This is a genomic window from Streptomyces sp. NPDC048565 (assembly GCF_040650935.1).
Taxonomy (GTDB): domain Bacteria; phylum Actinomycetota; class Actinomycetes; order Streptomycetales; family Streptomycetaceae; genus Streptomyces.
Genome location: NZ_JBEZIH010000003.1, coordinates 84,443 through 98,401, shown reverse-complemented (window position 1 = coordinate 98,401; position 13,959 = coordinate 84,443). Strand labels below are relative to the sequence as shown.

11 protein-coding genes are annotated in these 13,959 nt (G+C 70.4%); 1 reads left to right on the top strand and 10 read right to left on the bottom strand.

Annotated features, from left to right (window positions below):
- Positions 1-228 precede the first annotated feature (228 nt).
- The 10 genes from AB0C75_RS04825 to rsmH all read right to left on the bottom strand — a co-directional run bounded on the left by AB0C75_RS04825 (position 229) and on the right by rsmH (position 12,946).
- A complete protein-coding gene (locus tag AB0C75_RS04825; protein ID WP_362887104.1) occupies positions 229-1,023 on the bottom strand; it encodes an FtsQ-type POTRA domain-containing protein in 795 nt (264 codons plus the stop codon).
- Between the two features lie 48 nt (positions 1,024-1,071).
- The gene (murG, locus tag AB0C75_RS04820) at positions 1,072-2,166 is read right to left on the bottom strand and encodes an undecaprenyldiphospho-muramoylpentapeptide beta-N-acetylglucosaminyltransferase (protein ID WP_362887102.1); all 1,095 of its coding nucleotides are present in this window, start codon (positions 2,164-2,166) and stop codon (positions 1,072-1,074) included.
- Between the two features lie 6 nt (positions 2,167-2,172).
- Positions 2,173-3,633 (bottom strand): putative lipid II flippase FtsW, encoded by a 1,461-nt coding sequence (ftsW, locus tag AB0C75_RS04815; protein ID WP_362887100.1) that lies wholly within the window; start codon positions 3,631-3,633, stop codon positions 2,173-2,175.
- An 83-nt stretch (positions 3,634-3,716) separates the two neighbouring features.
- A complete protein-coding gene (gene murD / locus AB0C75_RS04810) occupies positions 3,717-5,159 on the bottom strand; it encodes a UDP-N-acetylmuramoyl-L-alanine--D-glutamate ligase (RefSeq protein WP_362887098.1) in 1,443 nt (480 codons plus the stop codon).
- Positions 5,141-6,211: a phospho-N-acetylmuramoyl-pentapeptide-transferase gene (gene mraY / locus AB0C75_RS04805; RefSeq protein WP_362887096.1), complete on the bottom strand. Its 1,071-nt coding sequence runs from the start codon at positions 6,209-6,211 to the stop codon at positions 5,141-5,143. The genes murD and mraY overlap by 19 nt, the downstream gene beginning before the upstream one ends.
- Complete coding sequence (gene murF / locus AB0C75_RS04800; protein ID WP_362887094.1) at positions 6,208-7,626, bottom strand: UDP-N-acetylmuramoyl-tripeptide--D-alanyl-D-alanine ligase; 1,419 nt, start codon at positions 7,624-7,626, stop codon at positions 6,208-6,210. Before murF ends, mraY begins: the two co-directional genes overlap by 4 nt.
- 4 nt (positions 7,627-7,630) lie before the next feature.
- On the bottom strand, positions 7,631-9,214 hold the full coding sequence (locus AB0C75_RS04795; protein ID WP_362887093.1) for a UDP-N-acetylmuramoyl-L-alanyl-D-glutamate--2,6-diaminopimelate ligase: 1,584 nt from the start codon (positions 9,212-9,214) through the stop codon (positions 7,631-7,633).
- Between the two features lie 163 nt (positions 9,215-9,377).
- Entirely contained in the window at positions 9,378-11,369 is a 1,992-nt protein-coding gene (locus AB0C75_RS04790; RefSeq protein WP_362887091.1) for a penicillin-binding protein 2, read from the bottom strand.
- 4 nt (positions 11,370-11,373) lie between these two features.
- Positions 11,374-11,928 carry a septum formation initiator family protein gene (locus AB0C75_RS04785; protein ID WP_362887089.1) on the bottom strand — a complete coding sequence of 185 codons (555 nt, stop codon included), beginning with the start codon at positions 11,926-11,928 and terminating at the stop codon, positions 11,374-11,376.
- Between the two features lie 52 nt (positions 11,929-11,980).
- Positions 11,981-12,946 carry a 16S rRNA (cytosine(1402)-N(4))-methyltransferase RsmH gene (rsmH, locus tag AB0C75_RS04780; protein ID WP_362887087.1) on the bottom strand — a complete coding sequence of 322 codons (966 nt, stop codon included), beginning with the start codon at positions 12,944-12,946 and terminating at the stop codon, positions 11,981-11,983.
- 409 nt (positions 12,947-13,355) lie between these two features.
- Here rsmH and AB0C75_RS04775 point away from each other — a divergent pair, with 409 nt between their 5' ends.
- Positions 13,356-13,916: a carbonic anhydrase gene (locus AB0C75_RS04775; protein ID WP_362887086.1), complete on the top strand. Its 561-nt coding sequence runs from the start codon at positions 13,356-13,358 to the stop codon at positions 13,914-13,916.
- The last annotated feature ends 43 nt before the right edge of the window (positions 13,917-13,959 follow it).

The following is a 13,959-nucleotide window of genomic DNA, read 5'->3' as shown; positions in this document are numbered from 1 at the left end:
CCGCCGCGACGACGGATGCCGATTGGGTCGGTCCGAACGCCGACCCAAACCCTAACCTTGAAGTTCAGGGTTACCAGTGTGTCTGTTTCTTGGACTCTTCCGAACAGGACACTAAGTCGACAAGTGGCGCACGTTCAACGAACACGCCGAACCTCCCGTTTTTCTTTTCACCCTATGTGATCACCCGTAGCGCTGACCAACCAGGGGGCTGGCCAGGCCAAACGTGCGTCAACTCTTCGATACCGCAGGGGCGGTGGGGGCACTCACGTCGAAGTGTCCCGCTTTGGGAGACGCTTTCATGAGAGCGGTGAGCACCCGCGCCTTCACGGGACCTTCCTCACCGCTTCCCCACATCACCGTGCGTCCACCGGTCAGTTCCAGGACGACGGAGTCGTACGAGGTGACCCGCACGGTCCGGGTCTCCCCCGCCACCTTCCCCGGAAGGTCTCCCGCGACGCCGACCGCCTCCCGCAGCAGACGGTCACTGCCGAAGCGGCGCAGACTAGCCGACTGACCCGGCGTCAATTTCAGCAGCGGCACATGCGGTGGCGCTTTGTCAATAGTCGCGAAGCGCACGCCTTTTGCGTCCACTTCAATGAACTTTCCGCCCTTTTCGACCAACAGAACCGGTTTCCGTTCGGTCACTTTAAGGCTGACACCGTGCGGCCATGACCGCACGACATCCACAGAATCGACACGAGGCAACTTCTGGCGCAACCGGTCCGCGATCGCGTCGGTGTCCACGGAGATGAGCGGAGAACCGACCGGAGCCGCCGCGGTGGCCTCCACCTCGGTCCGGGTCAGGACGTCGGTGCCGCTGGTCGTCACACGCTCAAGCCGCAGCCAGGACGAGCCGTAGAGCACCCAGACGGTCGCCGCGGCGACCAGCGCGAGGCCGGCCGCGGCCAGGACAAGCCGCGTACGGCCGGTCAGCCTTCGCCCCTGGGGGCCGATGTGCGGCGGGCGGGCCGGGGTGTCGGCCCGCCCGGCCTCGCCGCGCTGGGCGGTCGTCGGTCCGGCCACGCTCGCTCCTTCGCCGGGCCCGGGGCGACGCCCCGGGCCTGCGTCGCCTCAGCCCTTACGGCGTGCGGCAATCGCTTCGTACACCATGCCGACGAGCAGGTCGTCGGCGTCCCGTCGCCCGAACTCCGCGGCGGCACGGGACATCTCGTACAGCCGGTGCGGGTCCGAGAGCACCGGAAGGACGTTGCCCTGCACCCATTCCGGAGTGAGCGCCGCGTCGTCCACCAGCAGACCACCGCCGGCGTTGACCAGCGGCTGGGCGTTGAGCCGCTGTTCGCCGTTGCCGATCGGCAACGGGACGTAGGCGGCGGGCAGCCCGACGGCCGACAGCTCGGCGACGGTCATCGCACCCGCGCGGCAGAGCATCATGTCGGCCGCGGCGTACGCGAGATCCATCCGGTCCACGTACGGTACCGGGATGTAGGGCGGCATCCCGGGCATGTTGTCGATACGCGGCAATTCGTTCTTCGGGCCGACCACATGCAGGATCTGGATTCCGGACCGCTGGAGCAGCGGAGCGATCCGCTGGACGACCTCGTTGAGGTGGCGGGCGCCCTGCGAACCCCCGGAGACGAGCAGCGTCGGCAGGTTGGGGTCGAGGCCGAAGGCGGCACGCGCCTCGGGGCGGACCCTGGCCCGGTCGAGGGTGGCGATGGTCCTGCGCAGCGGGATGCCGATGTAGCGGGCACCGCGCAGCTTGCTGTCGGGGGTGGAGACGGCGACCCCGTGGGCGTACCGGGAGCCGATCTTGTTCGCCAGGCCCGGCCTCGCGTTGGCCTCGTGGACGACGATCGGGACCCCGACGCGCTTGGCGGCCAGATAGCCGGGCAGGGCGACGTAGCCGCCGAAGCCGACCACGCAGTCCGCCTTGGTGCGCTCCAGGATCTGCTCGGCGGCCTTGATGGTGCCGCGCAGCCGCCCCGGGACGGTGATCAGCTCCGGTGTGGGCTTGCGCGGCAGCGGTACGGCGGGGATCAGTGCCAGTTCGTACCCCCGCTCGGGTACGAGCCTGGTCTCGAGTCCGCGTTCCGTGCCGAGGGCAGTGATTCCCACGGTCGGGTCCTGCCTCCGCAGGGCGTCTGCGAGGGCAAGCGCGGGCTCGATGTGCCCGGCGGTCCCCCCGCCGGCGAGTACGACATGCACCGAAATTCACCGCTCTCCGGACGGACGCTTCATGACGCGCCGTCTCATCGTCTTCCATCTGACCCCGGGCCTCCGCATGGCCAGGGCCGCTCTCGCCGCGGGGTCCTCTCGCGCGAAGGCGATCAGGAGTCCGACAGCGAACATGGTCGGCAGCAGGGCGGAGCCCCCGTAGGAGAACAGCGGCAACGGGACACCGGCGATCGGCAACAGGCCGAGCACCGCACCGATGTTGATCACGGCCTGCGCCGTGATCCAGGTGGTCACGCCTCCCGCTGCGTACCTCACGAAGGGGTCCTCCGTGCGTCCGGCCACGCGGATACCCGCATAGCCTAGAGCCGCGAAGAGGGCCAGTACCGACAGCGTCCCCGCCAGGCCCAGTTCCTCCCCGGTGATGGCGAAGATGAAGTCGGTGTGCGGTTCCGGGAGTTGACCCCATTTTTCCACACTCGCACCGAGACCGGAACCGAACCATCCGCCGGAGGCGAGCGCGTAGATTCCATGCACCGCCTGCCAGCACGAGTCGCCGGGTCCTGGCTCGGACGCGCCGATGCAGCCGAGCCGGGACATCCGGTTGGGACTGGTCTTGATGAGCAGGAATCCGATGAGCGCCGCGGAGGCCAGCACACCGGCGAAGAGCCTGGTGGGAGCGCCGGCCAGCCAGAGCAGCCCGAAGAGGATCGCGGTGAGGATGATCGCGGTGCCCATGTCGCCGCCGAGCATGATCAGTCCGAGCAGCATGAAGGCGACCGGCACGAGCGGCACGAGCATGTGCTTCCACTGGGCCAGCAGCCGCTTGTCCTGCTTGCGGGCGAGCAGGTCCGCGCCCCAGAGGATGAGGGCGAGCTTGCCGAACTCACTGGGCTGGAGCTGGAAGGGGCCGCCGAGATAGATCCAGTTCTGGTTGCCGTTGACCGACATCCCTATCCCCGGCACCTGGACCAGGACCATCAGGAAGACCGTGCCCATGAGCAGCGGGTAGGCAAGCGCCCGGTGGAGTTTGAGGGGCATCCTGGTGGCCAGCAGCATCAGTGCGGCGCCGATCACGGCGGCGATGAACTGCTTACGGAAGAAGTACGTCCCGGGCCGCGCCAGCTCCAGCGCCTTGATCATCGAGGCGGAGTAGACCATCACGAGGCCGAGCACGGTGATCAGCAGGCTGGAGCCGAGGATCAGGTAGTACGCGGTCAGAGGGCGGTCCCAGGCCCGTCGGAGCCGCTCGTACGTCCGCCGCACCCCAGGACCCCGGCGCGGCTGCCTGCCGCCTGCCCCAGGCGCTCTCCCGGCACGCGGCACGGGAGGCCTCCGGGGGCCGGTGGCGGGCCGGCTCCGCAGGGCGAGCCCCGCGAGGGTGCCGGGGCCCGCGGGCAGCGGTGCGGCGAGCAGGGGCGGGGTGAGCGCCCGGCTGATCGCGGCGGTGGCTCGCGTGCGGCCGGCTCCGCGCGCGGCTGAGCTCTCGTCGGCCGGCATTGTCGCTGTCCCCTCCACTGCTCGTGACCGGGTCCCCTGACCCTCGGGTCCTCCGGGACAGTACGACGCGGGGACCGGGCCCGTCAGGCGCTCTCGGCGGCGAGTTGGCGGACCTCGTCCGCGAACGCCTCGCCCCGCTTGTTGTAGTTGACGAACATGTCCATCGACGCGCAGGCCGGGGCCAGCAGGACGGTGTCACCCGGCCGGGCCAGCCGTGCCGCTTCGCGTACCGCTGCGGACATCGCCCCAGTGTCGGTCCGTTCGAGGTCGACCACCGGTACCTCGGGGGCGTGTCGCGCCAGGGCTTCGCGGATCAGGGCCCGGTCGGCGCCCATCAGCACGGCGCCCCTGAGCCGCTTCGCGGCCCCGCCGACCAGCTCGTCGAAGGTGGCGCCCTTGGCGAGGCCGCCGGCGATCCAGACGATCGGGTCGTAGGCCGCGAGGGAGGCCTCGGCGGCATGGGTGTTGGTGGCCTTGGAGTCGTCGATGTAGGCGACGCCGGAGACATCAGCGACATGTTCGATGCGGTGGGCGTCAGGGCGGAAGGCCCGCAGCCCGTCCCGTACGGCGGCCGGCGGTACGCCGAAGGCGCGGGCCAGGGCCGCCGCCGCCAGGGCGTTGGCGATGTTGTGAGGGGCCGGAGGATTGACGTCGCCGGTCTCGGCGAGCTCCTGGGCCTGCTTCTGGCGGTCGGGGACGAACGCCCGGTCGACGAGGATGCCGTCGACCACGCCGAGTTGCGAGGGGCCCGGCGTGCCGAGGGTGAAGCCGATGGCCCGGCAGCCCTCCTCGACGTCGGCCTCGCGCACGAGGTCCTCCGTCGCCTTGTCCTGCGCGTTGTAGACGCAGGCGACGCTGTTGCCCTCGTAGATCCGGCCCTTGTCGGCGGCGTAGCCGGCCATGGAGCCGTGCCAGTCGAGGTGGTCGGGGGCCAGGTTCAGCACGGCCCCCGAGTGGGCCCGCAGCGAGGGCGCCCAGTGGAGCTGGTAGCTGGAGAGCTCGACGGCGAGCACGTCGTACGTCTCGTCGCCGAGCACCGCGTCCAGCAGGGACACCCCGATGTTGCCGACGGCGGCCGTGCGCAGGCCTGCCGCTTCGAGGATCGAGGCGAGCATCCGCACGGTCGTCGTCTTGCCGTTGGTACCGGTGACCGCGAGCCAGGGTGCCGCTTTCCTGCCGTCCCGGCCCCGCAGCCGCCAGGCGAGTTCGACGTCGCCCCAGACGGGTACGTCCGCATCGGCGGCCGCCAGGAAGAGCGGCTTGCCGGGCTTCCAGCCGGGGGCCGTGACCACGAGCTCGGTGGACTCGGGCAGGGTGTCGCCGTCGCCGAGGCGCACGGTGATGCCGAGGGCTTCCAGCTCCGCCGCCTGGGCGCGGGAGCGCTCGTCGTCGCCGTCGTTGACGACGGTGACGAGGGCTCCCCGCGCGTGCAGGGCGCGGGCGGCGGGAATACCGCTGACGCCGAGTCCGGCCACCGTGACGCGCTTGCCCCGCCAGTCCACGTCGCTCACTTCTTGGCTGCCCATCCCGCGTAGAAGAGGCCGAGTCCGACGATCACGCACATGCCCTGGATGATCCAGAAGCGGACCACGACAAGGACTTCGGACCACCCCTTGAGTTCGAAGTGGTGCTGGAGCGGTGCCATGCGGAAGACCCGCTTGCCGGTCGTCTTGAACGAGCCGACCTGGATGACCACCGACATGGTGATCATCACGAAGAGGCCGCCGAGGATCGCCATCAGGAACTCGGTGCGCGAGCAGATGGCGAGACCCGCGAGGGCGCCGCCGAGTGCCAGGGACCCCGTGTCACCCATGAAGATCTTCGCGGGCGATGTGTTCCACCACAGGAAGCCGAAGCAGGCACCCATCAGCGCCGAGGCCACGACCGCGAGGTCGAGTGGGTCTCTCACCTCGAAACAGGCTTCCGGGTTGGTGAGGGTGATCGCGTTGGCGCAGGACTCCTGGAACTGCCAGAGACCGATGAAGGTGTACGCGCCGAAGACCATCACCGAGGCGCCGGTGGCCAGGCCGTCCAGACCGTCCGTCAGGTTCACGCCGTTGGACATGGCCAGGATCATGAACAGCGCCCAGACGACGAACAGCACCGGTCCGATGGACCAGCCGAAGTCCTCGACGAAGGAGAGCCGGGTGGACGCCGGGGTGTTGCCCCTGAGGTCGGCGAACTGGAGCGAGAGAACGGCGAAGGCGATGCCGACGATCAGCTGCCCGGCCATCTTCGCCTTGGCGCGCAGGCCGAGCGAGCGCTGCTTGACGATCTTGATGTAGTCGTCGAGGAAGCCGACGAGGCCCATCCCTGCCATCAGGAACAGGACGAGGACGCCGGAGAAGCGGATGTCCGCGCCGGTGATCACGTGCGCGAGCAGGTACGCGATGATCGTCGCCAGGATGAAGGCGATACCACCCATGGTGGGCGTGCCCTGCTTGCTGCCATGGGTGCGCGGGCCGTCGTCCCGGATGAACTGCCCGTAGCCCTTGCGGGCCAGAAGTTTGATCAGCAGCGGTGTGCCGACCAGAGTCAGGAAGAGCCCTATGGCCCCTGCGAAGAGGATCTGCCTCATCGGACGGCGACCTCGCCCTCGGTCGTCTCCAGCAGTGCCAGGGCGACCTTCTCCAGGCCGACCGACCGGGACGCCTTCACCAGCACGACGTCTCCCGGGCGCAGTTCACTGCGCAACAGGTCGACGGCCGCCTGTGCGTCGGACACGTGCACCGACTCCTCACCCCACGAACCCTCGTTATATGCGCCCAGTTGCAGCCAGGAGGCTTCTGTTCCTCCGACAGCGACGAGCTTGCTGACGTTGAGCCGGACGGCGAGCCGCCCGACCGCGTCGTGCTCGGCGAGCGACACGTCGCCGAGCTCGGCCATCTGACCGAGCACCGCCCACGTGCGCCCCCCGTCCGCCTGTCGGGCCTTGCCCATGGCGGCCAAGGCACGGAGTGCGGCCTTCATGGATTCGGGGTTCGCGTTGTAGGCGTCATTGACGACCGTCACACCGTCCGGACGCTCGGTGACCTCCATGCGCCAGCGGGAGAGGGTGCCCGCTTCGGAGAGCGCATCGGCGATCTCGGTCACGGACATGCCCAACTCATGGGCGACGGCGGCCGCGGCGAGCGCGTTCGACACGTGGTGCTCACCGTACAGGCGCAAGGTCACGTCGCTGCACCCGGTGGGTGTGTGGAGCGCGAAAGCGGGGCGCCCGTCGCCGGTGAGCCGTACGTTCTCTCCCCGTACGTCCGCATCCGCGGCCTCTCCGAAGAGGAGCACCCGGGCTTTTGTGCGGGACGCCATGGCCCGCACGAGCGGATCGTCGGCGTTGAGGATCGCGGCGCCGTCCTCCGGGAGGACCTCGACGAGCTCGCCCTTGGCCTGGGCGATGGCCTCGCGGCTGCCGAACTCCCCGATGTGGGCGCTGCCCACGTTGAGGACCAGGCCGATCCGCGGAGGCGTCAGGTCGGCGAGGTAGTGGATGTGGCCGATACCGCGCGCGCCCATCTCCAGCACGAGATGGCGGGTTTCCGCCGTGGCGCGCAGCGCGGTGAGCGGCAGGCCGATCTCGTTGTTGAGGGAACCGGGTGTCCAGACCGTGGGTGCCTTGCGCTCCAGGATCTGGGCGATCAGGTCCTTCGTGGACGTCTTGCCCGCCGAACCGGTCAGCGCGACCACGGTGGTCCCGAGGCGTTCCACGGCGGCGCGGGCGAGCGCGCCGAGCGCGGCCACCACGTCGTCGACGACGATCGCCGGCACACCGACGGGACGGGCGGCGAGCACGGCCACCGCGCCGGCCTCGACGGCGCGGTGCGCGTAGTCGTGGCCGTCGACACGCTCGCCCGCGAACGCGGCGAACAGCGAGCCCTGCCGCACCTCCCGGGAGTCGATGACGACGGGTCCTGTGACGACGGCGGACGGGTCCGGGATGTCGTGCGGCTGCCCGCCGACGATTCCGGCGATCTCGGCGAGGGAAAGGGCGATCACTTGGTCATCCCTGACTGTTGTTCTCGGGGGTGTGTACGCGGCCCTCGGGGGCCTGCGCGGTGTCTGTGCGACCCAGGGAGCGTTCGATGGCCTCGCGCAGGACCTTGCGGTCGTCGAAGGGGCGTACCACTCCGTGGATGTCCTGGCCCTGCTCGTGTCCCTTTCCGGCCACCAGCACGGTGTCGCCGGCCTCGGCCCGGGCGACCGCGGCGGCGATGGCCGCGGCCCGGTCGGCCTCGACGAGCACGTCGCCGCGCTCGTGGACGGGCACCTCGGCCGCGCCGGAGAGCATCGCGGCGAGGATCGCGAGCGGGTCCTCCGAGCGGGGGTTGTCGGAGGTCAGCACGGCGGTGTCGGAGAGCCGTGCCGCGGCCGCGCCCATCGCACCGCGCTTCGTCGTGTCGCGGTCGCCGCCGCAGCCGAGCACGATGTGCACCCGGCCCTCGGTGACCTTCTGCAGGGAGCGCAGGACGGATTCGACGGCGTCGGTCTTGTGCGCGTAGTCGACGACCGCGAGGTACGGCTGTCCGGCGTCGACACGCTCCAGCCGGCCCGGCACGCCGGGGACGGCCGCGACGCCGTCGGCGGCGGTCTGCGGGTCGATGCCCGCGACGGCCAGGGTGACGATCGCGGCCAGGGTGTTGGCGACGTTGAACGGGCCGGGCAGCGGGGCCTTGGCGGTGATGCGCTCGCCCTTGGGGCCGATCACGGTGAAGGTGCTGTCCCGGGGGCCGACCTCGACGTCCTCGGCCCGCCATTCGGCGTCCGGGTGGCCCTCCGCGGAGAAGGTGACGACCGGGACGGACGCCTCGTCGACCAGCCTGCGACCGTACTCGTCGTCGAAGTTGACGACCCCGAGCTTGCTGCGCTGCGGGGTGAACAACTGCGCCTTCGCCTGGAAGTAGTCCTCCATCCCGGAGTGGAACTCCATGTGCTCCGGGCTGAGGTTGTTGAACACGGCGACGTCGAAGACACAGCCGTCGACCCGGCCGAGCACCAGGGCGTGGCTGGAGACCTCCATGGCGACCGCCTCGACCCCGCGTTCGCGCATGACGGCGAACAGGGCCTGGAGGTCGGTGGCCTCGGGCGTGGTGCGCTCCGACTTGATGCGCTCGTCGCCGATCCGCATCTCGACGGTGCCGATCAGTCCCGTGCTGCGTCCGGCGCCGCGCAGTCCGCCCTCGACGAGGTAGGCCGTGGTGGTCTTGCCGGACGTCCCGGTGATGCCGATCTGGAGGAGGCCGACGCCGGGCCGTCCGTAGATCTCGGCCGCGATGTCGCCCATCCGGCCGCGCGGGTCGTCGGTGACGAGGACCGGGAGGCCGGTGGCGGCGGCGCGCTCGGCGCCCGCGGGGTCGGTGAGGATCGCGGCCGCGCCGAGGCCCGCGGCCTGGGCGGCGAAGTCGGCGCCGTGGAAACGGGCTCCGGGCAGGGCCGCGTACACGTCCCCCGGGCGCACGGCCCGGGAGTCGTGGGTGATGCCGGTGACCTCACCGGCATCCTGCGGTCCCGCACCGAGCCGGGCGGCCAGCTCTCCGAGGGACGTCGGCCGCAGCCGGTCCGGTCGGGGCGCTCCCGGGTAGGTCACAGACGCGTCCTTCTGAGTGGTTTGACACTGATCAGCGTGGGGCACGGCGGTGAGCGTACCGGGCGGACCCGGCCTCTCGCGAAGTGAGGGGCCGGGGTTGCGGTACTTCTCGTCCCGGTTCCCGTGATCAGGGGTGATGGTGGTCACTGAGGGTTCCCCCGAGTCATTCGCCGGGCTTGAAGGACACCGGCAGCCGGGCCGGATCGCTGCCTGAGGGAGGCGTCTGGAGGGTCTTCAGGGCGAACTCCATGACCTCCTTGTAGATCGGGCCGCAGATCTGGCCGCCGAAGTAGCTGCCCTTGGTGGGGTTCTGGATGGCGCAGTAGACGGTGATCTGCGGATCGTCGGCGGGGGCGAACCCCGCGAAGGACGCCGTGTAGCCCTTGTAGACGCCGCGTACGGGGTCGACCCGGTTGGCCGTGCCCGTCTTGCCCGCGACCCGGTAGCCCGGGATGTGGGCCTTGGCCCCGGTGCCCTGCTCGTCGTCCACGACGGACTCCAGCATCTTCGCCAGCGTCTTGGCGGTCTCCTCGCTGACCACACGGGTGCGCTTCGGGGCCTCGGACGCCGTGTAGCCGGCGTCCCCGTCCTTCGTCCCGCGGACCAGGGTCGGCTCGATCCGGACCCCGCCGTTGGCGATGGTCTGGTAGACCGATGCGGCCTGCATGGCGTTGAGGGAGAGCCCCTGGCCGAACGGGATCGTGTACTGCTGCGAGGTCGACCAGTCCTGGGGCTTGGCGATGATGCCGGGCGACTCGCCCGGGTAGCCGAGCCCCGTGGTGCTGCCGATGCCGAATTTACGCAAGTAGGAGTACAGGACCTTGTTTGCCTCCGCCTGGGTCTTCCCGAGCTGCCCGGTGGCCAGGATGGTGCCGATGTTGCTCGATTTGGCCAGTACGCCGTTGAGCGTGAGGTACCAGGTGGGGTGGTCGATGTCGTCCCTGAAGGGCCGGTCGCCCCGCTGTAGCCGGTTGGGCACGGTCACGTGCGTGCCGGGCGTGGCGGCTCCCTCCTCGAGCACCGCAGCCATGGACATGACCTTGCTGGTGGACCCGGGTTCGTACACGTCCTGGAGGGCCGCGTTGCCGAGGGCCGCCGAGTTGCTCTGCGCGAGGTCGTTCGGGTCGTAGCCGGGGGCGTTGGCCATGGCCAGTACCTCCCCGGTCCTGGTGTTCTGGACGACCACGTAGCCACGGTCCGCCTTGGACTTCTTGACCTGGTCGGCGATGGCGCGCTGGGCCGCCCACTGGATGTCGCGGTCGATCGTCAGCTCGACGTCGGTGCCGGCGACGGCCGGGATCTCCGTGGAGCCGGCGGTGGGCACGGGGCGGCCGCCCGCCTGGGCGTAGCGGATCTTGCCGTCCTCGCCCTGGAGCTCCTTGTTCAGCTGCGCTTCCAGACCACCGCCGCCCTTGCCCTCGGCGTTGACGAATCCCAGTATCCCGGCGGCGAGGTCGCCGTTGGGGTAGACGCGCTTGGTGGTGGGCTCCTGGAGGACTCCGGCCAGTACGTCGGCCCCGGGCCCGCCCTTCGCCTTGTCCGCGGCGGCCTTGTCCGCGAAGACGGCCTTGAGGTCCTTGATCTGCTTCCAGACCTGCGGGGTCTGCCGCCGTGCCAGCACCGTGTAGCGGCTCTTGGGGGTGGAGAGCTTCTTGACCAGGTCCGCCTCGTCCTGGCCGAGGATCGGGGCGAGCAGGGCGGCCGCCTGCTGCGGCGCGTCCGGGGCCTTGCTCTCCTTGGGCGTGAACATCATCGGGTCGGCCGTGATGTCGTGCGCGTCGACGCTGGTGGCCAGGGCGATGCCACTGCGGTCGGTGATCTCGCCGCGCTCGGCGGCGATGGCGTACTCCAGGTAGCGGTTCTTGTCGGCCTTCGCGGCGTACGTACCGGCGTCGACGGCCTGGACCTGGAGGAGCCGCACGACGAACGCGATCATGACGAGGGTCAGACAGAGGCTGATCAGGCGGAGCCGGGGGCGCGGGCTGCCCAGCCGGATGGACCGTGCGGAGCCGCCGCGTCGCTTCCTGGCCGCCGGGCGCCCGGGACGCCTGGGGTCAGGACGGGCGGAGGGCCGGGGGCGCCCCGGTCCTCCGGCCGCGTTGCGGGAGCGCGCGGGGCCGGGTACACGGCGGCGCGGCGGTTCCTTGGACGGCACTGCGTCACCTGCCGGAGCTCGTCGGATTCGGGGTCGGGGTGTTCGCGGTCGGGCCGGCTGTGTCCTGGGCGGCCGGGGCTGTCGACGGCGTCGTGGGGGACGCGGACGGCGAAGCGGTCGCCGAGCCTGAGGGGGAGGCCGGCGGGGAGGAGCTCGCCTCCGGATCGGGGGCAGCGGCCGGGGAAGGTCGCGCGGTGGCCTGCTCGGGCGTTCCGCGGACGGTGCCGTCCGGGTCGAGGAAGGCGGGGCTGCCGCCGGGCACCATGCCGAGCTCCCTGGCCCGGCGCTCCAGCGCGTCGGGCTCGGAGTAGTTGTCGACGTCCCGCTGGAGTGCCTGCTGCTCGTCGGTGAGCTCGGTGGTCTCCCGCTTCAGCTTGCTCAGCCTGAACGATCCTTCGTTGAGCGCCGAGTTCAGCAGGAGGAGCGAGATCAGGCCACCCGCGAGCAGCAGCACGACCAGCAGGACGAAGGGGGTGCGGGCGGCGTTGCTCGGCCCCGACGGCATCAGCCGGGCGAGCCGGCCCGCCCGCCCCTTCATCTGCTCGGCCGTTCGGGTCACCGCGTCGCCACCGTCCTCGCCCGCACCGGTCGGACCCGGCGGTACGGCGCGTTCATCGCTCCTCCTCGCGGATCCGCTGGGCGCCACGCAGCCTGGCGGGGGCGGCACGCCGGTTCTCGGCGACCTCCTCCTCGGTGGGCAGCTCGGCGCCGCGGGTCAGCAGCTTCAGCCGGGGCTGGTAGCGCTCGGGTACGACGGGCAGTCCGGGCGGCGCCGTGTTGGCCGCGCCGGCCGCGAAGACCTGCTTGACCAGCCGGTCCTCCAGCGAGTGGTACGAGAGGACGGCGATCCGGCCACCGACGGCGAGGCTCTGCACTGCCGCGGGAACGGCCCGCTCCAGGACGCCGAGTTCGGCGTTCACCTCGATGCGCAGGGCCTGGAAGGTGCGCTTCGCCGGGTTGCCGCCGGTGCGCTTGGCGGCCTGCGGCAGGGAGTCGCGGATCAGCTCCACCAGACGGGCGCTGTTGCTGAAGGGTTCCTTCTCGCGTTCGCGCACGACAGCCGACACGATGCGCTTGGCCTGCTTCTCCTCGCCGTACGCGCGCAGGATCCGTACGAGTTCACCCGGCGGGTAGGTGTTGAGCACCTCGGCCGCGCCGATGCCGGTCGTCTGGTCCATGCGCATGTCGAGCGGCGCGTCCTGCGCGTAGGCGAAGCCGCGGTCCGCCTCGTCCAGTTGCATGGAGGAGACGCCGAGGTCGAACAGCACCCCCTGGACCTTGGGGATCCCCAGCCGGTCCAGGACCTCGGGGAGTTCGTCGTAGACCGCGTGCACCAGCGTGGCGCGGTCGCCGTACGGGGCGAGGCGTTCACCGGAGAGCCGCAGCGCCTCCTTGTCCCGGTCCAGGGCGATCAGCCTGGCCTCCGGGAAGGCCGCGAGCAGGGCTTCGCTGTGCCCGCCGAGCCCGAGGGTGCAGTCGACGACGACGGGGGGCCGTGGCCCCGTCTCCTCCAGAGCCGGGGCCAACAGGTCCAGGCATCGCTGGAGCATCACCGGGACATGTCGGGTCTGGCTCAAAGCGCCCTCTCAGGCTATGTCCCGTGTGGCCGCACATACGGTCTGGTCCCCGCCCGCCCGGAAGGGGAGGTCGGCCGGCGCCGGGGAAGGTGGCGTCGGCCGGCCGACGAGCGGGAGAGGGCCGGGCCGCATGTACACCGCACATCACGGGGGATTCGAAACATGTAAAAATATGCAGAATGTGCATGCGTGTCAGTAACTTCGCGTCACTTTAGTCCACCCTGCCATTCGATCCATTCCCGATCAACGAACCGCGCAGCGCGTCGCACCCCCGCGGCGGACGGGGAAGCTCACCCGGCCGGGTGCCTGACCGTGAGGCTTGTGGGTTACCTCACAACAAGCCACGTTGACGTTCTTTGTCCCCTTCCACAGCACGCCGACGGGGGCCACGAAGGCTAACGTCATCAGTATGTCGACTTCTGCGCAGCCTTCCGCCGAGACATCCCCCGCCACCTCCGCAGCCCGTTCCGGAGAGACGGTCACCGACCGCCTGGTCGAACTGAACTCGCGTTACGCAGAGGCGTTCAGCGATCCCGGCATGGACGCGCGGCCCGTGCTGCACGTCGCCGTGGTCGCCTGCATGGACGCCCGCCTCGACCTCCACGCCGCACTCGGCCTGGAACTCGGCGACTGTCACACCATCCGTAACGCGGGCGGCGTCGTCACCGACGACGTCATCCGGTCGCTGACCATCAGCCAGCGGGCGCTCGGCACCCGCAGTGTCGTGCTCATCCACCACACGAACTGCGGCCTCGAGTCGATCACCGAGGAATTCCGGCAGGAGCTGGAGGTCGAGGTCGGACAGCGCCCGGTCTGGGCGGTGGAGGCCTACACGGACGCCGACCAGGACGTACGGCAGTCGATGCAGCGCGTGCGCACCTCGCCGTTCCTCCTGCACACCGACGACATCCGCGGTTTCGTCTTCGACGTGACCACCGGCACGCTGCGCGAGATCCTGCCCGCCTCCTGAAGCCTCCGACATACGGCCCACATCCGGCATATCGCCCTCACTT